The sequence below is a fragment of the Granulosicoccus antarcticus IMCC3135 genome (assembly GCF_002215215.1).
Taxonomy (GTDB): domain Bacteria; phylum Pseudomonadota; class Gammaproteobacteria; order Granulosicoccales; family Granulosicoccaceae; genus Granulosicoccus; species Granulosicoccus antarcticus.
Map to the genome: position 1 here is coordinate 1818045 of NZ_CP018632.1, position 21656 is coordinate 1839700.

Annotated in this window: 18 protein-coding genes; 14 read left to right on the forward strand and 4 right to left on the reverse strand. The window is 53.3% G+C overall.

Annotated features, from left to right (window positions below; genetic code table 11):
- Nucleotides 1-79 precede the first annotated feature (79 nt).
- Both IMCC3135_RS07775 and IMCC3135_RS07780 read right to left on the reverse strand, forming a co-directional pair.
- Nucleotides 80-424 carry a hypothetical protein gene (locus tag IMCC3135_RS07775; protein ID WP_157735841.1) on the reverse strand — a complete coding sequence of 115 codons (345 nt, stop codon included), beginning with the start codon at nucleotides 422-424 and terminating at the stop codon, nucleotides 80-82.
- A complete protein-coding gene (locus IMCC3135_RS07780) occupies nucleotides 421-1953 on the reverse strand; it encodes a fumarate hydratase (RefSeq protein ID WP_088917094.1) in 1533 nt (510 codons plus the stop codon). The genes IMCC3135_RS07775 and IMCC3135_RS07780 overlap by 4 nt, the downstream gene beginning before the upstream one ends.
- 294 nt (nucleotides 1954-2247) lie before the next feature.
- Here IMCC3135_RS07780 and trpE point away from each other — a divergent pair, with 294 nt between their 5' ends.
- The 4 genes from trpE to trpC are packed head-to-tail and all read left to right on the forward strand — an operon-like array spanning nucleotide 2248 to nucleotide 6241.
- On the forward strand, nucleotides 2248-3771 hold the full coding sequence (gene trpE / locus IMCC3135_RS07785; RefSeq protein ID WP_088917095.1) for an anthranilate synthase component I: 1524 nt from the start codon (nucleotides 2248-2250) through the stop codon (nucleotides 3769-3771).
- 2 nt (nucleotides 3772-3773) lie between these two features.
- Nucleotides 3774-4376, forward strand: coding sequence for an anthranilate synthase component II (locus tag IMCC3135_RS07790; protein ID WP_088921732.1), 603 nt, complete (start codon nucleotides 3774-3776; stop codon nucleotides 4374-4376).
- A 9-nt stretch (nucleotides 4377-4385) separates the two neighbouring features.
- Nucleotides 4386-5411 (forward strand): anthranilate phosphoribosyltransferase, encoded by a 1026-nt coding sequence (gene trpD, locus IMCC3135_RS07795; RefSeq protein ID WP_088917096.1) that lies wholly within the window; start codon nucleotides 4386-4388, stop codon nucleotides 5409-5411.
- A gap of 20 nt (nucleotides 5412-5431) precedes the next feature.
- Entirely contained in the window at nucleotides 5432-6241 is an 810-nt protein-coding gene (gene trpC, locus IMCC3135_RS07800) for an indole-3-glycerol phosphate synthase TrpC (RefSeq protein WP_088921733.1), read from the forward strand.
- A 206-nt stretch (nucleotides 6242-6447) separates the two neighbouring features.
- Here the strand turns inward: trpC and crp are convergent, their stop codons facing one another.
- A complete protein-coding gene (gene crp / locus IMCC3135_RS07805) occupies nucleotides 6448-7089 on the reverse strand; it encodes a cAMP-activated global transcriptional regulator CRP (RefSeq protein ID WP_088917097.1) in 642 nt (213 codons plus the stop codon).
- A gap of 166 nt (nucleotides 7090-7255) precedes the next feature.
- Between crp and IMCC3135_RS07810 the strand changes: the two genes are divergently transcribed.
- From IMCC3135_RS07810 to IMCC3135_RS07825, 4 genes are all read left to right on the forward strand, one after another.
- Nucleotides 7256-7672 (forward strand): OsmC family protein, encoded by a 417-nt coding sequence (locus IMCC3135_RS07810; RefSeq protein ID WP_088917098.1) that lies wholly within the window; start codon nucleotides 7256-7258, stop codon nucleotides 7670-7672.
- A gap of 536 nt (nucleotides 7673-8208) precedes the next feature.
- Nucleotides 8209-8646, forward strand: coding sequence for a 50S ribosomal protein L13 (gene rplM, locus IMCC3135_RS07815; RefSeq protein ID WP_088921734.1), 438 nt, complete (start codon nucleotides 8209-8211; stop codon nucleotides 8644-8646).
- A 2-nt stretch (nucleotides 8647-8648) separates the two neighbouring features.
- Complete coding sequence (rpsI, locus tag IMCC3135_RS07820) at nucleotides 8649-9041, forward strand: 30S ribosomal protein S9 (protein WP_088917099.1); 393 nt, start codon at nucleotides 8649-8651, stop codon at nucleotides 9039-9041.
- A gap of 174 nt (nucleotides 9042-9215) precedes the next feature.
- On the forward strand, nucleotides 9216-13109 hold the full coding sequence (locus tag IMCC3135_RS07825) for a DUF3683 domain-containing protein (RefSeq protein ID WP_088917100.1): 3894 nt from the start codon (nucleotides 9216-9218) through the stop codon (nucleotides 13107-13109).
- Nucleotides 13110-13224: 115 nt separating this feature from the next.
- Here IMCC3135_RS07825 and IMCC3135_RS07830 read toward each other — a convergent pair whose 3' ends face one another.
- The gene (locus tag IMCC3135_RS07830) at nucleotides 13225-14535 is read right to left on the reverse strand and encodes an anti-phage deoxyguanosine triphosphatase (protein ID WP_088917101.1); all 1311 of its coding nucleotides are present in this window, start codon (nucleotides 14533-14535) and stop codon (nucleotides 13225-13227) included.
- 367 nt (nucleotides 14536-14902) lie between these two features.
- On the opposite strand from IMCC3135_RS07830, the gene IMCC3135_RS07835 reads away from it, so the two are divergent.
- The 6 genes from IMCC3135_RS07835 (at nucleotide 14903) to rfbB (ending at nucleotide 21637) form a co-directional block, all read left to right on the forward strand.
- On the forward strand, nucleotides 14903-15850 hold the full coding sequence (locus IMCC3135_RS07835; RefSeq protein WP_088917102.1) for a transposase: 948 nt from the start codon (nucleotides 14903-14905) through the stop codon (nucleotides 15848-15850).
- Between the two features lie 35 nt (nucleotides 15851-15885).
- Nucleotides 15886-16389: an NUDIX hydrolase gene (locus tag IMCC3135_RS07840; protein ID WP_088917103.1), complete on the forward strand. Its 504-nt coding sequence runs from the start codon at nucleotides 15886-15888 to the stop codon at nucleotides 16387-16389.
- Nucleotides 16390-16505: 116 nt separating this feature from the next.
- A complete protein-coding gene (locus IMCC3135_RS07845) occupies nucleotides 16506-18962 on the forward strand; it encodes a GcvT family protein (protein ID WP_088917104.1) in 2457 nt (818 codons plus the stop codon).
- A gap of 146 nt (nucleotides 18963-19108) precedes the next feature.
- Nucleotides 19109-19681, forward strand: coding sequence for a dTDP-4-dehydrorhamnose 3,5-epimerase (gene rfbC, locus IMCC3135_RS07850; RefSeq protein ID WP_088917105.1), 573 nt, complete (start codon nucleotides 19109-19111; stop codon nucleotides 19679-19681).
- On the forward strand, nucleotides 19653-20558 hold the full coding sequence (gene rfbD, locus IMCC3135_RS07855; RefSeq protein ID WP_205737954.1) for a dTDP-4-dehydrorhamnose reductase: 906 nt from the start codon (nucleotides 19653-19655) through the stop codon (nucleotides 20556-20558). Before rfbC ends, rfbD begins: the two co-directional genes overlap by 29 nt.
- A complete protein-coding gene (gene rfbB, locus IMCC3135_RS07860) occupies nucleotides 20555-21637 on the forward strand; it encodes a dTDP-glucose 4,6-dehydratase (protein WP_088917106.1) in 1083 nt (360 codons plus the stop codon). Before rfbD ends, rfbB begins: the two co-directional genes overlap by 4 nt.
- Nucleotides 21638-21656 lie beyond the last annotated feature (19 nt).

The window sequence follows — 21656 nt, forward strand, 5'->3', positions numbered from 1 at the left end:
GCTTTGAATTTGTTGCAGTAGTGTGTAATGCGTGGCCTGAACTGTGAGTCAGGCCACGCATTGGCAGGGGAATCTGCAATCAGATTACCGTGCACTCCAGTGATTCGCCCACATGGAAGCATCGACTGCCCGGCGGGCAGGCTTGTCCGGTGGGCAGTGCGGTAGAGCCTGCGGGGCAACTATTGCCACGTTCGCCTGTGCACCACTTGCCATTACTCAGCTCATAACAGGCAGCGTCATCCTGCAAACACTGATTGCTGTTGTCTACCAGCGTATCAGTACTCTTGCAGGCGCTGACCCGGCTGCTATTGTCAGATGCCCCAATACCTGGATTGCCTGGCAACCCGCCCGATGAGGCGCAAGCGCTCAAGAGAATAGTTGCCAGCAGGGCAAGTAACAATGAACGCAATTGTGGAGCCATCATTTGAAATACACCGGTTTGACTTCGCCTCTGTCGAGCTTGCCTTTCCACAGAGCGGGGCCGGTGATGTGGACAGACTCACCCGTAGAATCAACGGCGACCGTGACCGGCATATCCTCAACTACAAACTCGTGGATGGCCTCCATGCCCAGTTCTTCGAAGGCAACGACACGGGATTTTCGAATGGCTTTGGATACCAGGTAGGCGGCACCGCCGACTGCCATGAGATAGACCGCCTTGTGCTTGCGAATGGCATTGATGCCCGCTTCGCCGCGTTCGGCCTTGCCAATCATGCCCAGCAGGCCATATTGGTCCAACATCATTTCAGTGAATTTATCCATGCGAGTGGAGGTTGTAGGGCCTGCTGGCCCGACGACTTCGTCACGGACCGGATCAACGGGTCCCACGTAGTAGATGAACTTACCGTTGAAGTCCACGCCTTCGGGTAATCCCTCGCCACTCTCCAGCAAACTCTGGATTTTCTTGTGCGCAGCATCCCGACCGGTCAGCATCGAACCACTCAGTAGCAAGGTTTCACCCGGTTTCCAGCTGGTTACATCGGCTGGAGTAACGGTATCCAGATTAACTCGACGAGCACCCGCACCGGCGTCATAGGTAATCGCTGGCCAGTCCTTTAGCGAAGGAGGTGTCTGCAGGGCAGGGCCGCTGCCATCGAGTACGAAATGAGCATGACGGGTTGCGGCGCAATTGGGGATCATGGCAACAGGCTTGGAGGCTGCGTGCGTAGGGAAATCAAGTATCTTGACGTCAACGACCGTGGTCAGGCCTCCCAGGCCTTGTGCGCCAATGCCCAGTGCATTCACCGCTTCGAAAATCTCCAGGCGTAGCTCCTCGATACGATTAGAGGGGCCACGATCTTTCAGTTGCTGAATGTCGACCGGTGCCATCAGTGATTGCTTGGCCAGTACCGCGGCTTTTTCCGAGGTGCCGCCAATGCCAATGCCCAGCATGCCGGGTGGACACCAGCCGGCGCCCATCGTCGGGACCGTCTTGACGACCCAATCAACGATACTGTCACTCGGGTTGAGCATGACCAGTTTGGATTTGTTCTCCGAACCGCCGCCTTTTGCCGCGATTTCGAATTCGACGGTATCGCCTTCAACTATTTCGGTATGGATAACGGCAGGGGTATTGTCGCCAGTATTCTTGCGAGCTCCGGCGGGATCGGCAAGAATGGAGGCGCGCAGCTTGTTGTCAGGGTGGGTGTAGGCACGACGCACACCTTCGTTGATCATGTCGGTCAGGCTCATGGTGGCATTCCATTGCACGTTCATGCCGACCTTGATGAAGACAGTCACAATGCCAGTATCCTGACACAATGGGCGTTTGCCCTCTGCGCACATGCGCGAATTGACAAGAATCTGTGCCATCGCATCTTTGGCGGCTTTTGATTCCTCTCGCTTCCACGCTTCATGGACGGCGTCTATATAGTCCTTTGGGTGGTAGTAGCTCATGAATTGCAGTGCATCACAGACACTGTCAATCAGATCATCCTGGCTAATCACGCTCATCGAAGAGACTCTTGGCTGGGTGGGAAGGTTGGCGGTAGTGCCATGTACTGAAAAATTATAGTATTGAATTATACGGGAGGCTTGACGTGTGGCAATCACTGAAGGCACTATCCGCCTGCGATGAATAAATTCTCACGAAACAAGACCTGTACTACTCAGAGCTGGCGCTGGCGAAGCTGAACGACCGCATTTGCCTGACACTCTGTGATGGCTCCCTATCTGGAATATCGACCCCCGGACAACGGAACATCAAGAAGCCACACTATCGATCGCCTTGTTTGAGAATTGTCCAACATGAATTCCGCTGATTTCGAGCGCTACTGCGCTAAGGGTTTCACCCGCATCCCGTTGAGCTGTGAACTGATCGCAGATCTGGACAACCCATTGTCCACCTTCATGAAACTGGCAGACCAGCCCTATACCTTCTTGTTCGAGTCTGTTCAAGGTGGTGAGAAATGGGGACGCTATTCCATTATCGGCCTGCCAGCCAAAACCATTGTCCGAGTCAGGGCGCGGCAAATCACCATTGAAGTGGATGGTGTCGAATCGCCGCCCGAGACCGTCGCGGAGCCTCTGGACTGGATAGAGGAATATCAGTCACAATTTCGAGTCCCTCATATTGAAGGCCTGCCGCGAATTACCGGCGGTCTGGTGGGGTATTTTGGCTATGACACCGTGCGTTACATCGAACCGCGATTGGGGGAGAATCCACATCCGGATCCTATCGGCAATCCGGATATTCTGCTGATGGTCACCGATGAGCTGGTTGTTTTCGATAATCTGAGTGGCAAGTTGACCATTATCGTGTTGGTTGATCCAGCAGTGTCGGACGCTCGCATCAACGGCCTTGCACGGGTCGCTGAGCTGCATGATCAGATTCGCACCAGCCTGCCGGCTCGAGAAAGTACGCATTCGACCAGCAAGGTGGCAGAAGCTGATTTTGAAAGTGGTTTTACCGAAGCCGGGTACAAGGCTGCGGTAAGCAAAATCATCGATCACATAACGCAAGGCGAATGCATGCAGGTCGTGCTCTCGCAGCGCTTGTCAGTACCGTTTGCTGCACCACCACTGGATCTCTATCGTTCACTGCGAACACTCAACCCTTCGCCCTATATGTTCTATCTGGATCTGGGTGATCATCATGTGGTGGGTGCCTCGCCGGAAATACTGGTGCGGCTCGAAGATTCTGAAGTCACTGTTCGGCCATTGGCTGGAACTCGCCCACGCGGCGCGGACGAGGTGCAGGACCAGGCCAATGAGAAATCCTTGCTGGCGGATCCCAAGGAGCTGGCAGAACACCTCATGCTGATTGATCTGGGACGAAATGACATTAGCCGCATCGCCCAGACCGGTTCGGTTGAGGTGACTGACAAATTCAGTATTGAACGCTACTCGCATGTCATGCATATCGTGTCCAATGTGGTGGGGAAGCTGAAGGAAAACATGAGTCCGATGGACGTTCTCAAGGCCACATTTCCTGCCGGTACGCTCTCAGGAGCTCCAAAAGTTCGTGCCATGGAGATCATTCAGGAGTTGGAGCCTGTCAAACGCGGTGTCTACTCGGGTGCTGTGGGTTATCTGTCATGGAATGGCAACATGGATACGGCCATTGCCATTCGTACGGCAGTTATCAAGGACGGCACCCTGAATGTGCAGGCTGGAGCGGGAATCGTCTACGACTCTGATCCAGAAAGTGAATGGCAGGAGACGCACGCCAAGGCGCGTGCAATCTTCCGGGCCGTCACCATGGCTGAGGCCGGGCTTGACGTTCGTCCGGGCATGTTTGATGAGCTTTCAGAATCAGGAGAGGAGGCATGAGCATCCTTGCTGTCATCGATAACTACGATTCCTTTACCTGGAACCTGGTGCAGTACGCAGGAGAACTTGGTTGCGAGGTGCAAGTCTTTCGCAATGACAAGATCAGCTGTGATGAACTGGCGGCCTTGCAGCCCGGCGCTATCATGGTGTCACCCGGGCCGGGCCGGCCTGACTCTGCGGGAATCTCGTTACCGCTGCTGGATCGATTTGCCGGCAAGCTGCCTATTCTGGGCGTATGCCTGGGTCATCAGAGTATCGGTCAGCACTTTGGCGGCGCCATCGTACTGGCCAAACAGATCATGCACGGCAAGCTGTCGCAGATTTATCACGATGACACCGGGGTGTTCAAAGGATTACCGAATCCGTTCGTGGCAACCCGATATCACTCTTTGGTGATTGATCGCAAAACGCTTCCTGATGAATTGATAGAGACGGCCTGGACCCAAGGGGCGAATGGGGAGCGCGAAGAAATCATGGGCGTGCGACACCGAGACTATTTGCTGGAAGGCGTTCAGTTTCACCCGGAGTCCATCAGCAGTGAGCATGGCCATGACTTACTGGCCAATTTTCTCAAACGCGCAGGCCTCCTGCCTCGAACACAGTGAGAGTTGATCATGAAAATACAGCAGGCGCTTGAACAACTGATAGATCGAAAGGACTTGCCTGCTGCCGACATGGAGTTGATCATGCGGCAGGTCATGACGGGTGAGGCAACCCCGGCGCAAATCGGTGGTTTTCTGATTGCGTTGCGAATGAAAGGCGAAACGGTTGATGAGGTCGCAGCCGCGGCCAAAGTCATGCGATCGCTGGCCTCGGGTGTCACATTGAGCGATGAAGATGCGATAGATATCGTTGGAACAGGTGGGGATGCGACCAGCACTTTCAATGTATCAACGTGCAGTGCCATCGTGGCAGCGGCAGCAGGGGCGCGAGTTGCAAAACACGGAAATCGATCAGTATCCAGCAAGTCCGGAGCTGCAGATTTACTGGAAGAGGCAGGTGTCAATATCGATCTGACGCCAGAGCAGGTAGCGCACTGTGTCGATACCGTAAAACTGGGTTTCATGTTTGCACCGCGTCATCACAGTGCCATGAAACATGCGATTGGTCCGCGGCGCGAGATGGGTGTTCGCACGGTTTTCAATCTGTTGGGACCGTTAACCAATCCGGCAGGCGCTCGTAGTCAGTTGCTGGGTGTCTATGACAGGCAATGGGTCAGGCCTGTGGCCGAGGTGTTGGACAAGCTGGGCAGTCGCCATGTAATCGTTGTGCATGGTCATGATGGCATGGATGAAATCAGTATCAGTGGTCCGACTCAGGTAGCAGAACTCAGGGACGGGCAGGTGACAGAGTATGTGATTGAGCCAAGCCAGTTTGGCATCGAGACCTCTTCTCTGGACTCGATCAAGGTTTCAAGTGCCGCAGAAAGTTTCGAGCTGGTCAAGCAGGTGCTTGCAAACGAGCCTGGCGCTGCTCGCGATATCGTTGTACTCAATGCGGGGGCTGCACTGTGTGTGGCTGGTGTGGTTGAATCGATAGCTGAAGGTGTGACGCTGGCGGATCAGACGATTGCCAGTGGCGCAGCTGCCAGAAAGCTTGCTCAGCTGATTGCTGTTTCGCAGTCATTTTCACCAGCCTAGATAGGGAATTGGATCAGATCATGGCAATTGCAGCGGATGTTCCCGATATTCTGAAGCGCATCATTGCGCGAAAACTCGAAGAAATAGCTGAGCGTCAAGCACGTGTCAGCATAGACGAGCTTGCATCTCAGGCGCAGTCGATGGATGCCTGTCGGGGGTTTGCGGCTGCTATCTCCAGGCGTATTTCAAAAGGGGAGTCGGCCGTCATTGCTGAGGTCAAGAAGGCATCTCCCAGCAAAGGTGTGCTGCGAGACCCTTTCGATCCTGCTGCCATCGCCCGAAGCTATGAGGCTGGCGGTGCTGCCTGCCTGTCGGTATTGACCGATGCTGATTTTTTTCAGGGTAGCGAGGCTGCGCTGCAGGCTGCTCGAGCAGCTTGTCAGTTGCCGGTGATACGCAAGGATTTCATCGTTGACCCCTACCAGGTTGTCGAAGCACGGGCCATCGGGGCGGACTGTATCCTTCTCATCGCCGCGGTTCTGGACGATGAGACGCTGGCTGCGCTGTATCAGCAGGCAGTGGATCTGGGGATGGATGTCCTTGTGGAGGTTCACGATGCGGTGGAGTTGCAGCGTAGTCTGGCGATCTCTCCCATGCTATTGGGAATCAATAATCGCAATCTGCGCACCTTCGATGTCTCATTGGACACCACGGAAGGCTTGCTGGCTGATATTCCTGCCGGCACTGTCGTCGTGACTGAAAGTGGCATCATGAATGCTGCCGACGTCGAGCGTATGCAAGGTATCGGAGTTCACGCTTTCCTGGTCGGCGAGGCCTTTATGCGGGCGGATGATCCGGGCACCGCCTTGCGGGAAATGTTTGCAGTCTGAAATGGCTCTTTACCGCCTCGTGCTTCAATCCGGGTCGGGTTATGTGGCGAGCTGCATCAAGAAGCTGGATCTCTCTGTGTGAGAGATCCAGCCGTTTTTGTAAGAAGCTGAACACATTTCAAGGTGGTCTTTTCAATTTTTGCATTGGCCTGACTCGCCATAGGTGGCATCAGACACTTTGTGTTTGCATCAGCTGATTCTGGCTGTCAACGGGTGCCGTAGATGACCATGGTCTTGCCCTTCGCGCTAATGAGATTGCGCTCTTTCTCCAGCTCCTTCAGCACTCTACCGACCATTTCGCGAGAACATCCAACGATTCGGGCGATCTCCTGTCGGGTAATGCGAATCTGCATACCATCGGGGTGAGTGATGGCATCTGGCATCTTGGCAAGATCCAGCAAGGTTGAAGCAACTCGTCCCGTAACATCCAGGAAAGCCAGATCACGAACCTTGATACTGGTTTTGCGAAGGCGGGCGGCCATCTGCGTTGTCAGTGCATAGAGAAGATCGGGTTGATCCGCTGCCAGGCGACGGAACTGGTCATAATTGATTTCAGCCAGTTCGCATTTAACCCGGGCAACGACCCCGGCACTACGTCCCAGGCTCTCATCAAATAAACCCATCTCGCCGAAAAAGTCACCGGCACTGAGATAGGCCAGTACAATTTCACGACCATCTTCATCTTCAATAACAACGCTGACAGAACCATCAACGATGTAGTACAACGTTTCAGGGACATCACCGTGGTGAATAATCGTTGTCTTAGCCGGGTATTGTCGACGGTGGCTGCTTCTAAGGAACAAATCCAACCATTCAACAGGCGGCGGTGCAATACGTGGCGCCAGCATTTTATGTCTCTCCGTACTCAAGTTTGCGCAAGAACCGGGTAGGTCTTTGTTGACCGTCCAGGCTGTTTTTGTTTAACGTCAAACATTGATCGGCGGTATTTTTGAATTCTTCAATGAAATCGGCACAATCACCCGTTAGCGATTTCCAACACAAGGATAAATAACTTTGCACGCACGAGTAAAATGGCTTGATCATATGAGCTTCGTTGGTGAGTCGGGCAGTGGTCACTCTGTGGTCATGGATGGCTCTCCTGAACACGGCGGTAGAAACCTGGGCGTTCGTCCTATGGAGATGGTCCTGATCGGGCTGGGCGGTTGCACTGCGTTCGATGTTGTGCTCATGTTGCAAAAGTCTCGCCAGAACGTCATTGACGTGGAAGTGAGTCTGGATGCGGAGCGTGCTGAAGAGATTCCGCACGTTTTTACTGAGATAAAAGCGCATTTCAAAGTGTGGGGCAAGGAGCTCAGTGCCAAGCACGTGGAACGCGCCGTTACTCTGTCTGGGGAGAAGTACTGCTCGGCGACCAAAATGCTGGAGAAGACTGCGACTATCTCTTATACGTGGGAAATCATCGAAAGTTGAGCGTTGGAGAGCCCCTGAAGTTGCTATTGGAAGGGCGGTTTGAGGGCTGAGTGAAGGCATTCAGATTGTGGCGGGAAGAAGTGATGATTCTCGTCAGACGCTTGAAGGTGCAACTGGATGGCTGGCAGATGAATGTAACATGTGCAAGTAATCTGACTAGTCTCAGAGGCCGTTTGGCAAGCGTTATTCAGCAATTAGCGTCAGAAATGTGTCTACTGAGTCTCAAATGATGAGGCTAACCAGTTACTATGAAATGCCAATCATGGCGGAGTTATCTGGCCTGTTGTTTGCAAATTAATTCTGCAGTCAAGTGAAGTTTTCTCCTCCATCCTCTTTCCTGAGGTGGTTTGCAGCGCGGCCCTGTAGCCGCGCTGTTTTTTAGTGTTTCCAGCCTCAAACATTCGAAGAATGTTTTGACGCACCTCACTTCTGAGAGAAGCTGATGAAGGAAATCTTCTCCCCACGGTTGAGAAACCTTCAAACGTCCATTACAATGGTGGGCTTAAGTTTCGACAGTGCCCTACCGAGAAATATACGTGAACAAGACTACCGCCAGCGCAAAACCTGCAGAGGTTAAACGTGATTGGTTCGTTATCGATGCTGAAGGCAAGACGCTCGGTAACGTAGCAACTGAATGTGCCCACCGCCTGCGTGGCAAGCACAAGGCCATATACACCCCCCATGTGGATACGGGTGATTACATGGTTGTCATCAACGCCTCCAAGGTTGTTGTGACAGGCAACAAGGCCAAGAACAAGATGTATCACCATCACACTGGTTACATCGGCAACCTCAAAACCACAAACTTTGAGAAGTTGCAGCAAACACATCCGGAGCGAATTATCGAGCTGGCTGTTAAAGGAATGCTTCCCAAGAACCCTTTGGGTCGTGTCATGTACGGCAAACTGCGTGTATTCGCTGATGACAAGCACACACACCAGGCCCAACAGCCACAGCTCCTGGAACTGAAATAAGAATGGCAGCACAACAGTATTACGGCACTGGCCGACGTAAGTCCTCTACTGCACGAGTTTTCATGAACTCGGGTACAGGCAATATCACTGTCAACGACAAGTCTCTCGATGAGTACTTTGGTCGTAAGACAGCACACATGATTATCCGTCAGCCGCTTGAGCGCACTGAGACTCTGGGTAATTTTGATTTCAAAATCACCGTCAAAGGTGGTGGTGGTAGTGGTCAGGCTGGTGCAATCCGTCTGGGTATCTCCCGCGCACTGCTGGCTTATGACGAAACACTGCGTCCTTCATTGCGCGGTGCTGGATTCCTGACTCGTGACGCTCGTGAAGTTGAGCGTAAGAAAGTCGGACTCAGAAAAGCACGAAAAGCGACTCAGTACTCCAAGCGATAAGGAGTCAGCGGAAGACCGCTTCAGGTCAATCCGTCAGGTCCGACAAAAAAACCCCGCAGGTCGGGGTTTTTTTGTGTCTGCAGATCGGTAGTCCAGATAAGATGCCGATTCGTAATATGAATCATTGTGTACGCGTGCTTATCGCAACGCGTCATTAAGTGTAATGTCGACGTCATGAATGCACCTCTGGTCAAAGACCCGATCGAACTCCCGCCAAGACAGTTGCGGGAAATTCCTTACAACTACACCTCATTTTCCGACAAGGAAATTGCGCACCGCTATCTCGGTGAGCGTGGTTGGCAACTGATTCAGGCATTGCGCAACGAGCGCCGCACGGGTCAGTCGGCCCGAATGCTGTTCGAAGTGCTGGGTGACATCTGGGTTATCGATCGCAATCCGTTCATTCAGGAAGATCTGTTGAGCAATCGAGGTCGCCGCGATGCGCTGGTAGGCGCGTTGCAGCACCGTGTCGAGCAGATTGTTGAAAGAGCCGGCTCTGACGACAGGGTCGATGGCCTGATCGAGCTTGCCAGTGGCGCCATAACAGCATTTCAGACTCGTTTGAGCGAGATGCAGGCTCTGCGTAAACACATGGTTCGCCAGATGCGAGGCGTGACACATGCAGATAATGTCCGTTTCGATGGATTGTCACGCGTATCACACGTTACAGATGCGACAGACTGGAGGGTGGAGTTGCCCTTTGTGGTGCTGACGCCTGACAGTGAGGAGGAGCTGCCCGCGATCATCAAACAGTGCATAGCGCTGTCACTGACCATGATTCCCCGAGGCGGAGGTACCGGTTATACCGGTGGTGCCATTCCTTTACATGCGCGCACGGCTGTCATCAATCTGGAAAAGCTTGATGCCAGAGGCGCAATCGGGGAAGTCACCTTGCCCGCAGGGCAGGGCTTGGATGAGAGAAAAATACACACGATCAGAGTCGAGGCGGGTGTTGTAACCCGTCGAGTTACAGAAGATGCCCAATCCATGGGGCTGGCCTTTGCTGTCGACCCGACATCTCAGGATGCTTCCACGATCGGCGGCAATATTGCGATGAATGCAGGTGGCAAGAAGGCTGTGTTGTGGGGGACTACGCTGGATAACTTGTTGTCATGGCGCATGGTTGATCCTGATGGCCATTGGCTGGATATCGAGCGGATCAATCACAATCTGGGCAAGATCCATGTTCAGCAGACTGTGCAGTTCAAGGTCACGCGCCGTGATGCGGCAACAGGATCCATCATTGGTGAGCCCTGGACTATTGACGCACCCGGCGCTGGCCTGCGCAAGCTGGGCCTGGGCAAGGATGTGACCGACAAATTTCTGGGGGGCTTGCCGGGCGTGCAAAAGGAAGGCTGTGATGGGTTGATTACCTCTGCGGTATTCATTCTGCATCGCATGCCGGAACACGTTCGAACCGTCTGCATGGAGTTTTATGGCCGCGACGTTCGCCAGGGTGTGTTGGGCATTACTGAGGTCAAGGACTACATCGATGGTGTGGAAGGCGTCCAGCTTGCGGGCCTGGAGCATCTGGATGATCGATATATCAAGGCTGTCAAGTACAGCGCCAAAGGCGCTCGAGGCGAGTTGCCTAAAATGCTGCTCATGGCAGACATTGTCAGTGATGACAATGATCTGGTCAGCAAGGTGGCTTCTGGCGTCGTGCAGCTGGTCAACAAGCGCGGGGCAGAAGGCTTTATCGCTGTCAGTTCGGAAGCTCGTACCCAGTTCTGGGCAGCACGTTCTCGAACGGCAGCCATTGCTGCCCATACCAATGCCTTCAAGATCAATGAAGACGTAGTCATACCATTGCCACGACTGGCCGATTACAGCGAAGGCATCGAGCGGATCAATATCGAGCATGCCTTGAGCAACAAGCTGCGCATGCTGGAAGAAGTCAGGAGCCTGTTGAATTCCGATGAAGCTCGGGCGCTGGTATCAATTGTAGGCAGTGATTCAGACGAAGGTACCGTCATTGTTCATGACAGTCTGCGCGCCGCGGTCGGCATGCTCGATCAGGTCTATGGGAAATGGTCGGCGCTGTACGATCAGCTACAAAAGTCTGATGAGCTGTTCCTGAACGCCTTGCGGACCGGTGAGCAGCCTGTTGAGCTGGATGATTGCGTTCTGGCCTTGTTGCGTAGAGAAGATGTGATTTCCTATCGCTCTTCTGTTGAAAGGCCCTTGAAAGATCGCTTCTCTGGCAATCGGTACGTGAGGTTGCTGAAGCGTATCGATGAGATTCATCATCAATGGCGGCCGCAGCGTCTGTTTGCCGCTTTGCATATGCATGCGGGTGATGGAAATATCCATACAAATATTCCGGTCAATTCGAATGACTACACGATGATGCGACAGGCGGAAGGTATCGTCGATCGTGTCATGGAGCTGGCGCAATTGCTTGATGGTGTCATCTCCGGTGAGCATGGAATTGGTCTGACCAAGATGCAGTACATGGATGAGAAGGTCATCCAGGCGTTTGCGGATTACAAACAGGCAGTCGACCCTGAAGGGCATTTCAACAAGGGTAAGTTGATGCCAGGTTCAAGCATGGCCAATGCCTACACTCCTTCGCTGCGCCTGGTGCAACAAGAGGCGCTCATACTGGAGCAGAGCGAGCTGGGCGGGCTCAATGACAGCATCAAGGACTGTCTGCGGTGCGGCAAATGCAAGCCTGTGTGTGCGACTCATGCTCCAGGGGCCAACCTGCTGTATTCACCAAGAAACAAGGTGCTGGGAACGGGTCTTATCATCGAGGCCTTTCTGTACGAAGAGCAGACGCGGCGTGGACTGTCGATCCGGCATTTTGATGAGATGAACGATATCGCGGATCATTGCACCGTCTGCCACAAGTGCCTGGCACCGTGTCCTGTGGATATAGATTTTGGTGAAGTGTCGATTACCATGCGCAAGATCCTGAAGGATCGCGGCCAGAAGAATTTCAGTCTCGGCACCAAGGCTTCCATGACCTTTCTCAATGCCAAGGATCCGACTACCATCAAGGTTATGCGCAAGAGCATGCTGGAATGGGGCTTCACGGCGCAGCGTACTGCCAGTGCTGTGCTAGGCAAGTTGCCGGCTGTGATCAAGAGCAAGGAACACCCTGCCAGCACCACAGGACCGATGAAGCCGGTTGAACAGGTCGTGCATTTCGTTAACCGCAAGTTGCCTAATCGCAAGATGTTGCCCGCCAAGACCACGCGCGCCTTGCTGGGGATCGAGAACCGGGATTACGTGCCAATCGTTCGTAACCCCGAGACGACCAATGATGACAGTGATGCAGTGTTCTACTTTCCGGGTTGTGGCTCTGAGCGTCTGTTCAGTCAGGTAGGTTTGGCAACGCTGGCGATGTTGTACGACGCGGGCAGCAAGACGGTGCTGCCGCCTGGCTATTTATGCTGCGGGTATCCGCAAACCTCAACCGGAGATGTGGATAAAGGCAAACAGATCACCACTGAGAATCGCGTCTTGTTTCACCGGGTGGCCAATACACTGAACTATCTGGATATCAAGACCGTCATCGTGTCATGCGGTACGTGTATGGACCAGTTACTCAAGTATGAATTCGAAAAAATATTCCCCGGCTGCCGGTTGCTGGATATACACGAGTACCTGATGGAGAAGAAATATTCGCTGGATGGTGTCAGCGGTCAGCACTACGTCTATCACGATCCTTGTCATAGTCCGATGAAAACCTATCAGCCACTGAAGGTGACAGAAGCCTTGCTGGGCAAGCCTGTGACGGCATCTGACCGATGTTGTGGAGAGGCAGGAACCTTTGCGGTGGCGCGTCCCGATATCGCCACACAGGTGCGTCTGCGCAAGTCCAAGGAGTTGACAGACAATCTGGCTGCCAACGGTGTAGCCAAGGGCGATACACAGCACAACGTGAAAATGATGACTTCCTGTCCTGCCTGTGTGCAGGGGCTGAGCCGCTACAAGGATGAGACAGGTATGGATACCGACTACATTGTGGTGGAGCTGGCCAAGGGCTTGTTCGGCGATGATTGGGCGAGCGACTTTGTGGAACGCGCGAATCGTGGCGGCGTGGAGCAAGTGCTGCTCTGATCGTGACAGGCGGGCCTCATCCGGGATCGGATGAGGCCCGCCTGTTGGTTGTTTGCTTTATGGCAGCCAGTCTCACAGGAGTCGAGTCAGGCTCCGCGGCGTACCCTAACCGTCTTCAGGGGCGATCAAAGATTGATCCTGAGGTCGGGCTCAGCAGCTTGTGGTAGAGCTTGCCGGCAGAGACGTCGGTCATGCTTGACAGATAATCCGCTATCGCACGATGTCCTTCCTCTTTATATTGCTCAAAGACAGGAATCGGTAACAGGCGCTCGGGGTTTGCCTCGAATATTTCGAACAGGCGTACGACCACACGCTGTCCCTTGTATTGCAGCATCTGTAATTCAGGACGAAATATCACATGACTCATGACGAAATCCTTTATCAATTTTAATATTTGATAGGCAGGGGATTCCATGCGAGCTTGCAGTCGCAGCAGCGGGGCCTCGAATTCGGATTGTTCCTCGATTACGATACTTCGGATCAGATAACCGACAAATCGACTGATGGCATGCTTGCGATCTTTGGCGGATGTGCTGAAGAGCAACTGATTGAATTCATCCATGGCCAGATTGATCGGATTATCTGGTAACTCTCGCAATACCGAAACGACTTGCTCCATCCAGGCATCTCTCTCCACCAGACGCAGTGCCAGCGCATCCTCCAGGTCATGTACACCATAGGCGATATCGTCTGCCAGTTCCATGATACTGGTATCAAATGACTTGTATTGAGTGCGGCCGTGGCCTTTTTCTGGCCACTTGGTCGAAAGAAATCTATCCCTGTCGGCCGTTGAGAATGGTTCCAGAAGCCAGTCAAGGACATCTTTTTCGGCATCGTAAATGCACTTTGGCGGAGCCCAGTGATCGATGTTCAACGGATTTTCGGTTGCCACGGGGACGTAGCGACAAACCTGTGAGTACAAGGCTGGATACTTGATGGTGCCCAGCATGGTGCGTCGCGTCAGATCAAGTCCGGATTCGGGCGAATATTCTCCCAGACGGGCCAGAATACGCAAAGTCTGGCCATTGGCTTCAAAGCCGCCATGGTCACGCATCATCGTATTCATGGCAACTTCCCCACCATGTCCGAAGGGTGAGTGTCCGATATCATGTGCCAGACACACCGCTTCAATAAGGCTGAATGAGGGTATCAGCGCCTGGTGTGTCGCGTTGTCGGGCTGTTCTCGAAGCCATTCGCAAACCCCGGAACCCACTTGCGCAACTTCCAGTGAATGGGTCAGGCGGGTCCGATAGAAATCACTTTCACCCAGTCCGAGAACCTGCGTCTTGGACTGCAGGCTGCGGAAAGAGGCGCTGTGTATTATGCGTGCACGGTCGCGTTGATACTGGCTATCCTCACTAGTACTATTGAATCCACGGCTTGATGTACCGTGTTGCTCTGATCGTCGTTCAAGCCATACGTTCAACTCTTTGCTCCTGCAGATTTGAAAACGCTTGTGTTCGTCATTATGCTGTTATCAGTACAAGTCAGGCTGTTCGGGTAATATGACCTGCAGAGAACACATCATTTGTCAGCGTATAATCATGCCAACGCTATATTAGTGTATGACATCAGCGCCCAGAGGGCGTAATTTACGGTGGTACCTGTGGGTGAGAAGTTTTCGAAAGCACCAATAATCAGATAGGTACATTTGAGTACGTATTACTCGAAATACAAGTATTGACCCTGTAAAGTATTCCGGACAAGAACTTCAGTATATTGTGGATGTCTCAAGAGTGGTAAGTTGACACCCGTCTCTTTGCTCGCACGCTAAATCATAATCTTAATTGACCATGGCCAGAAAACCCAGGATTCACTTCACCGGCGCTGTCTATCACGTGACGCTGACAGGACTCGACCAGCAGACAATCTTCAAGAACGTTGCTGATCGACGTGCCTGGGAGTCATTGATAGAGGAGGGCGCCCAGCGTTTCGGGCACACCTTGCATGCCTACTGCTGGGCAAAGGATCACGTGCAGATGGCCATTCAGGTCGGTGAGGCACCCTTGTCAAAGGTGATGCAGAACCTATCGTTTCGGTACACGCGCTATTTCAACAAGCAGCATCAGCGCGAAGGGGCACTGTTTCAGGGGCGCTACAAAGCCATTCTGATCGATCCTGATGACTACCTCAACGATCTGGTTCGCTTCATACATAACAACCCGCTCAGAAACACGAATGCGAAATCGGCAGACACAGCCAAGTGGACAAGTCATCAGGCCTACCTGCTTGCCGATAAGCAGCCAGCCTGGCTGACTACATCAACGGTGCTTGATACGTTTGGCAAGACCGACAAGGCGTCCAGGAAAGCCTTTGCACGTTTCGTCGATGCTGGAAAAGACGAAGGCGAGCGTCAGGATCTGACGCGGGGCACCGATGGCGGGCGTCTGCTAGGTGGCGCCAAATTCATGAAAAAGGCCCTCAAGCCGGTCAAGCCGACTCCACGCCTGATGACGCTGAACCAACTGGTCAAGCAGGTGTGCAAGTTCGAAAGTATCAAAGAAGCAGCCTTGAAAAGTGAAAGCCGTGCCCGTCACGAAAGCCGGATTCGGCAAACCATCACCTATCTGGCGATGGAGCTTGAAGTGGCCAGCCTGACTGCCATGGCGGAGCGCTTCAACCGGGATCTGACTACCATGAGCCGCAATCAGCGTTATTTTCGTGATCGTCTCAATGATGACGCGGAGCTGCAAAAACACGTCAAGAAGCTTGAGCGTCAGTTACGAGCCAATGCTGGATAAAGAAGTAGAGGTTCACTTCGGTAGAGTGTCGTTGCATGATTGAATGGCTGGATATCGTCGACGAAAATGACAAGGTCGTGGGGAAAGCTCCCCGCGATCAGGTCCATCGTGAAAAACATCTGCATCGATCGGCGCACATTGCACTGTTCAATTCCGAGGGGCAGATCTTCGTTCAGTTGCGCAGTATGAACAAAGACAATAGCGCAGGATTGTGGGATACCAGTGCCGCTGGTCATGTTGATAGCGGTGAAACGTATGAGGCCTGTGCCGTACGTGAGCTGTTTGAAGAACTCGGTGTACAGGTCAGTGTCGATCAGCTGGACTGCGTAGGGCATCTGTTGCCTGAAGTGGGTAACGGCTTTGAATTCACCGAGATCTATACCGTACGCTCGGATCAGTCACTGACTCTGCAGAAAGAGGAAATTGATGACGGATGCTGGGTAAGTCCGGTCGAATTGGACCGGTGGATACTTGAGCGCCCCTCTGAATTTACGAAAAGTTTCCCTGTAATCTGGTTGAAAATCAGGCCAGAACGCTGATTTCATCAGCTGGCACTATCGCCTGGCGGCTTCTGTCGGTCGAGAGTTATCCGTAAATTTGTTAAAAGGGAGTGGGGCTTGTCGCCCACTTCCACTTAACTTCGGGTAATCATCAAGTGTCAGAATCGTTTCCGAGCAAGGCAAGTGCCGTCATTATTGGCGGAGGGATTACCGGGGCCAGTGTTGCTTACCATCTGGCCAAACTGGGATGGCAAGATGTCGTACTACTGGAACGCAAACAGTTCGCCTGCGGTACCACATGGCATGCGGCAGGCCTTATTGGTACGGTGCGAGCCAATGAAAGCCATGCCCGCCTGACTGAATACTCCATGCGGCTGCTTCACGAGCTGGAAGTGGAGACCGGGCAGTCCACCGGGTTTCGCCAGGTGGGTAGCCTGAACATTGCACACAGCGCCGCCCGCTGGGAAGAGCTGCGCCGGGTAGCTGCCATGAACAATGCCTTTGGCGTGACACGTGTGGATACCGTTACTCCTGAGGAGGTCAAGGCCCTGTTTCCGTTGATTGATACCAGTGGGCTGATTGGTGGCACCTTTGTAGAGCATGACGGCAAGGGTAATCCCATCGAAATCACGAATGCGTTCATCAAGGGGGCCCGCCAGAAGGGGGCACTCTGTCTGGAGGGGGTTCGTGTGGATGAGGTGCTGATTGAGGGTGGCCGGGTAACGGGTGTCCAGACCGATCAAGGCACGATAGCAAGCGATTTCGTGGTTAATTGCGGTGGTATGTGGGCCCGTGAGCTGGGTCGCAAAAGTGGTGTCAATATTCCCTTGCATGCCTGTGAGCATTATTACGCGGTAACGGAAAAGCATGAGTTGGTTACACCGGATCTACCAGTGCTGCGCGATCACGATAAATGCGTTTATATCAAGGAAGACGCTGGCGCGCTGCTGGTTGGTGCTTTCGAAAAGCGTGCGGTTGCGTGGGGGCAGCAGGGTATTCCTGAGGATTTCAGTTTTGACGAACTGCCGGGACACATGGAAGAGCAGCTGATGCCGGTGCTCGAAGATGCGATGATCCGGGTGCCGATGCTGGGCGATGTGGGGTGGCGCAGTTTTTTCTGTGGCCCTGAGTCCTTCACTCCCGATGATCAGTTTCATGTCGGTGAGTCACCTGAAGTGCGCGGTTATTTCGTGGCCGCCGGACTGAACTCTGTTGGCATACAGAGCTCGGGTGGTATTGGCAAGGTGTGCGCCGAGTGGATGCATAACGGGCACTCTCCGATGGATCTCTGGGGTAATGACATACGGCGTATGTACCCGTTCATGGGGACGCAGGCATTTGCTGCCGAGCGGGCTGAAGAGTCCCTGGGCTTGCTCTACGAGAAACATTACCCCTTCCGTCAGTTTGAAACGGGGCGTAATGCACGTCTGTCGCCTGTTCATCAGCGCATGCTGGATCACAATGCCTGTTTTGGCCAGGTAGCGGGCTGGGAGCGCGCCAATTGGTTCGCCCCTGCTGGCGTGGAACCGAAGTACGAGTACAGCTTTGGTCGACAGAACTGGTTTGACTATTCAGCGAGTGAGCACGCGGCGGCTCGTGAAACTGTCGCCTTGTTTGATCAGTCATCATTCTCGAAATATCTGGTTCAGGGGCGTGATGCAACCAATGTATTGCAGCGTATCTGTACCGCCCAGATCGATGTCAGTGCCGATAAGATTGTCTACACACATTGGCTTAATGAGCGCGGTGGTATTGAGGCTGATCTGACGGTTACGCGCCAGTCAGAGAATGAATACCTGGTCATCAGTGGCGCTGCCACGACACATAAGGACCTGAACTGGTTACGCAGGCATATAGGCAAGGATGAATTCTGCACGGTCACCGATGTCACCAGCCAGTACGCCGTTTTTGGTGTCATGGGGCCGAACAGCCGGGCCATGCTGGAGCCCTTGCTGAGGATGGATTTGTCCAATGAGGCATTCCCGTTCGGACGCAGTGTCGAGGGTGAGCTGGGCTATGCGCCAATCAGGGTGACCCGGGTCTCCTTTGTTGGTGAATTGGGATGGGAGTTATGTGTACCGACAGAGATGGCTATTCCGAGCTTTGATCGATTGTGGGAAGCCGGTCAGTCACATGGTTTGAAGTTGGCGGGTCTGCATGCGTTGGACAGTTGTCGAATAGAGAAGAAATTTCTGCACTTTGGCCATGACGTGGCAGATGAGGACACGCCACTGGAGGCCGGTGTCGGCTTCGTCTGCGCCATGGACAAGAGGATTCCCTTTATCGGTCAGGACGCGATCGCCAGACAAAAGGACAGCCGCTCACATATGCACAAGCGTCTTGTACAGTTTGTCCTGAAAGATCCCGAGCCATTGTTCTATCACCATGAACCGATCCTCATGGGTGATGAATGTGTCGGTTACCTGACGTCTGGCAATTATGGTCATACCCTGGGCGCCTCGGTCGGGCTGGGTTATGTCAAAAGCAAGGAGGAGGTAACAGCCGACTGGCTGGCAGCTCAGAGATGGCAGATAGACGTCGGTGGCAAGTTTTACGAGGCCAGCGCCAGTTTGCGCGCCGCGTATGATCCTGCTGGTTTACGCATGCGTTGATGCTTGCGCTCCTTGCCTGATGCAGGTGCAAAGGGCAGGGAGGTAATACACAGAGCCACGGTTACCGTGATTCTCTATGGCGATCAGTAACTCACTGGCCCGCCTCGTGCTTGTTGACTAGTTCTTGCAAGCAACTCGCGAACGTCATGCAGATTATTGATACAGCCCTGGAGGCGGTGAAAATTCTGGATCCCACTATCTTTGGTGATGATCGGGGCTTTTTCATGGAGTCCTGGAATCGGGAAGCCTTCGAGAAGAGTGGGCTTCCCGGGCAGTTTGTTCAGGATAACCACAGTCGTTCCTCGCAAGGCGTGTTACGGGGGCTGCATTACCAGATCAGGAAACCTCAGGGAAAATTAGTGAGGGTTACTCGTGGTGAAGTCTTCGATGTCGCTGTAGACATGAGACAGTCCTCGCCTCAGTTTGGTCAGTGGGTGGGTGTCATGCTGTCCGAAACCAATAAACGGCAATTGTGGGTGCCCGAGGGGTTTGCTCATGGTTTCTATGTCGTATCGGAATCCGCTGATTTTCAGTACAAATGTACCGAGTACTATGCGCCTGAATTCGAGCGCAGCTTGCTGTGGAATGATCCGGCTGTCGGTATAGAGTGGCCGATTATTGAAGGGCAGGAGCCTCTGTTGGCCGCCAAGGATGCCAATGCTTTGCCTTTGGCGCAATGCGATACGTTTGATGACTATCCCAAGCGTCTTGCTGCCTGATGACCAAGCCTACGATATGAAAGCCTTCATCACCGGTAGCAGCCGAGGGCAATTGCACTGGGAGCTCCAACGTACCTTGCCTGAAGGCGTTGAGTGGTTAGAGCTACCAGAGCGTCTCGATATAACGGATCGCATTGCGGTCATGGACGCCATGGCACAGTTGAAGCCTGACATCATCATCAACGCCGCCGCCTATACGGCTGTGGACAAAGCCGAGTCTGAGCCTGATCAGGCGATGGCTGTGAATGCACATGCGGTACAGATACTAGCCGAAGCGGCAACAGCTATTGAAGCGCATCTGATTCATGTCTCTACTGACTTCGTTTTTGGCGCCAGTGATGGCTCGCCATTTGTTGAAGACTCTGTCGTTGCGCCTGTCAGTGTCTATGGTAAAACGAAACTTGCCGGAGAGCAGATTCTGAGCAAGTTGATGCCTGAGACGGCTCTATGCGTGCGCACAGCCTGGGTTTACTCATCGCATGGCAATAACTTTGTCAAGACCATGCTACGGCTGATGAATGAACGAGGAGCGGTTGGAGTCATTGCAGATCAAGTCGGTTCTCCCACCTGGGCCAGGGCGCTGGCCGAAGCATTGTGGCGAGCTGCGGCACTGAGGTCGGCGGGTACGATGCACTGGACCGGGGCGGGTGTTGCCAGTTGGTACGATTTCGCCGTGGCCATTCACGAAGAAGCCCGTGTGCTTGGCCTGATTGACAGAGAGGTTGTCGTGAACCCACTGACGACCGAACAGTACCCTACACCGGCTGCCCGGCCTCACTATAGTGTGCTCGAATTGACGCAAACCTGGCAGAGTCTGGATCATCCGGCTCGGCATTGGCGTGACGATCTGAGAAGCATGCTCAAGGAGTTGACATGAGACGTATGCTGGTTACCGGCGCTGCCGGCTTTATTGGAGCCAACTTTGTTCGCTATTGGCTTGATGCTTACCCTGAGGATGTCATCGTCGTCGTCGATGCTCTTACCTATGCTGGCAACAGAGCTAACCTGGAAGGGGTGCTTTCCGATCGATGCTCTCTGGTTGAGTGCGATATCAACAACACGGAAACCATCAAGAATCTGTTGCGAGAGCAGCAATTGACAACGATCGTACACTTTGCTGCAGAGAGTCATGTTGACCGCTCGATAGAAGGGCCGGATGCCTTTATCGAGGCCAATATTCTGGGTACTCACAGCTTGTTGAAGGCTGCCAGGGCAGTCTGGCAGACAGAAGGTCTTGCGCCAGAGGATCATCGTTTCCATCATGTCTCGACCGATGAAGTCTACGGAACCTTGTCGCTGGACGATCCTGCATTTACAGAAACTACGGCCTATGCGCCCAATTCACCGTATTCGGCGAGCAAGGCGTCGTCTGATTTTCTGGTGCGCTCCTATCATCATACCTATGGCCTGAATGTGACGACCAGCAATTGCTCCAACAATTATGGTCCTTTCCATTTTCCCGAAAAGCTGATTCCACTGATCATCATCAACCTGTTACATGGAAAGAGTTTGCCCATCTACGGGGACGGCAAGAACATTCGAGATTGGTTGTATGTAGAAGATCATGCCCGTGGTATCGAGCGGGTGCTCAACAAGGGGCAAGTGGGTGAGACGTATAATATCGGTGGGGTGAACGAATGGACCAATATCGATATCGTCAAACTTATCTGCGAGCTGATGGATGAGCGATTCTCAGCAGATCCGGAATTGAAATCACAGTATCCGGGCTGTCCGGCAGCAGCAGGGCAGGCCTGTGATTCCTTGATCACCTATGTGACGGACAGAGCAGGGCATGACTTTCGATATGCCATCGATACCACTCGCATTCGGGATGAGCTGGGTTACACGCCAGCGATCACTTTCGAAGAGGGTATTAGAAAAACTCTGGACTGGTATCTTGCCCGTCCGGATTGGTGGCGTGCGGTGCTCGATGGTAGTTACCGAAACGCGGTGTAGTCACGCTCGCAATCATTGT

What these genes read in the sequence shown, in the direction of transcription:
- IMCC3135_RS07835 (WP_088917102.1), top strand. Translation starts at nt 14,903, where the DNA reads ATGGCCAGAAAACCCAGGATTCACTTCACCGGCGCTGTCTATCACGTG.
- rfbB (WP_088917106.1), top strand. Translation starts at nt 20,555, where the DNA reads ATGAGACGTATGCTGGTTACCGGCGCTGCCGGCTTTATTGGAGCCAAC.
- trpC (WP_088921733.1), top strand. Translation starts at nt 5,432, where the DNA reads ATGGCAATTGCAGCGGATGTTCCCGATATTCTGAAGCGCATCATTGCG.
- IMCC3135_RS07775 (WP_157735841.1), bottom strand. Translation starts at nt 424, where the DNA reads ATGATGGCTCCACAATTGCGTTCATTGTTACTTGCCCTGCTGGCAACT.
- rfbD (WP_205737954.1), top strand. Translation starts at nt 19,653, where the DNA reads ATGACTATCCCAAGCGTCTTGCTGCCTGATGACCAAGCCTACGATATG.
- IMCC3135_RS07780 (WP_088917094.1), bottom strand. Translation starts at nt 1,953, where the DNA reads ATGAGCGTGATTAGCCAGGATGATCTGATTGACAGTGTCTGTGATGCA.
- IMCC3135_RS07825 (WP_088917100.1), top strand. Translation starts at nt 9,216, where the DNA reads ATGAATGCACCTCTGGTCAAAGACCCGATCGAACTCCCGCCAAGACAG.
- IMCC3135_RS07840 (WP_088917103.1), top strand. Translation starts at nt 15,886, where the DNA reads ATGATTGAATGGCTGGATATCGTCGACGAAAATGACAAGGTCGTGGGG.
- rfbC (WP_088917105.1), top strand. Translation starts at nt 19,109, where the DNA reads ATGCAGATTATTGATACAGCCCTGGAGGCGGTGAAAATTCTGGATCCC.
- crp (WP_088917097.1), bottom strand. Translation starts at nt 7,089, where the DNA reads ATGCTGGCGCCACGTATTGCACCGCCGCCTGTTGAATGGTTGGATTTG.
- rpsI (WP_088917099.1), top strand. Translation starts at nt 8,649, where the DNA reads ATGGCAGCACAACAGTATTACGGCACTGGCCGACGTAAGTCCTCTACT.
- trpD (WP_088917096.1), top strand. Translation starts at nt 4,386, where the DNA reads ATGAAAATACAGCAGGCGCTTGAACAACTGATAGATCGAAAGGACTTG.
- trpE (WP_088917095.1), top strand. Translation starts at nt 2,248, where the DNA reads ATGAATTCCGCTGATTTCGAGCGCTACTGCGCTAAGGGTTTCACCCGC.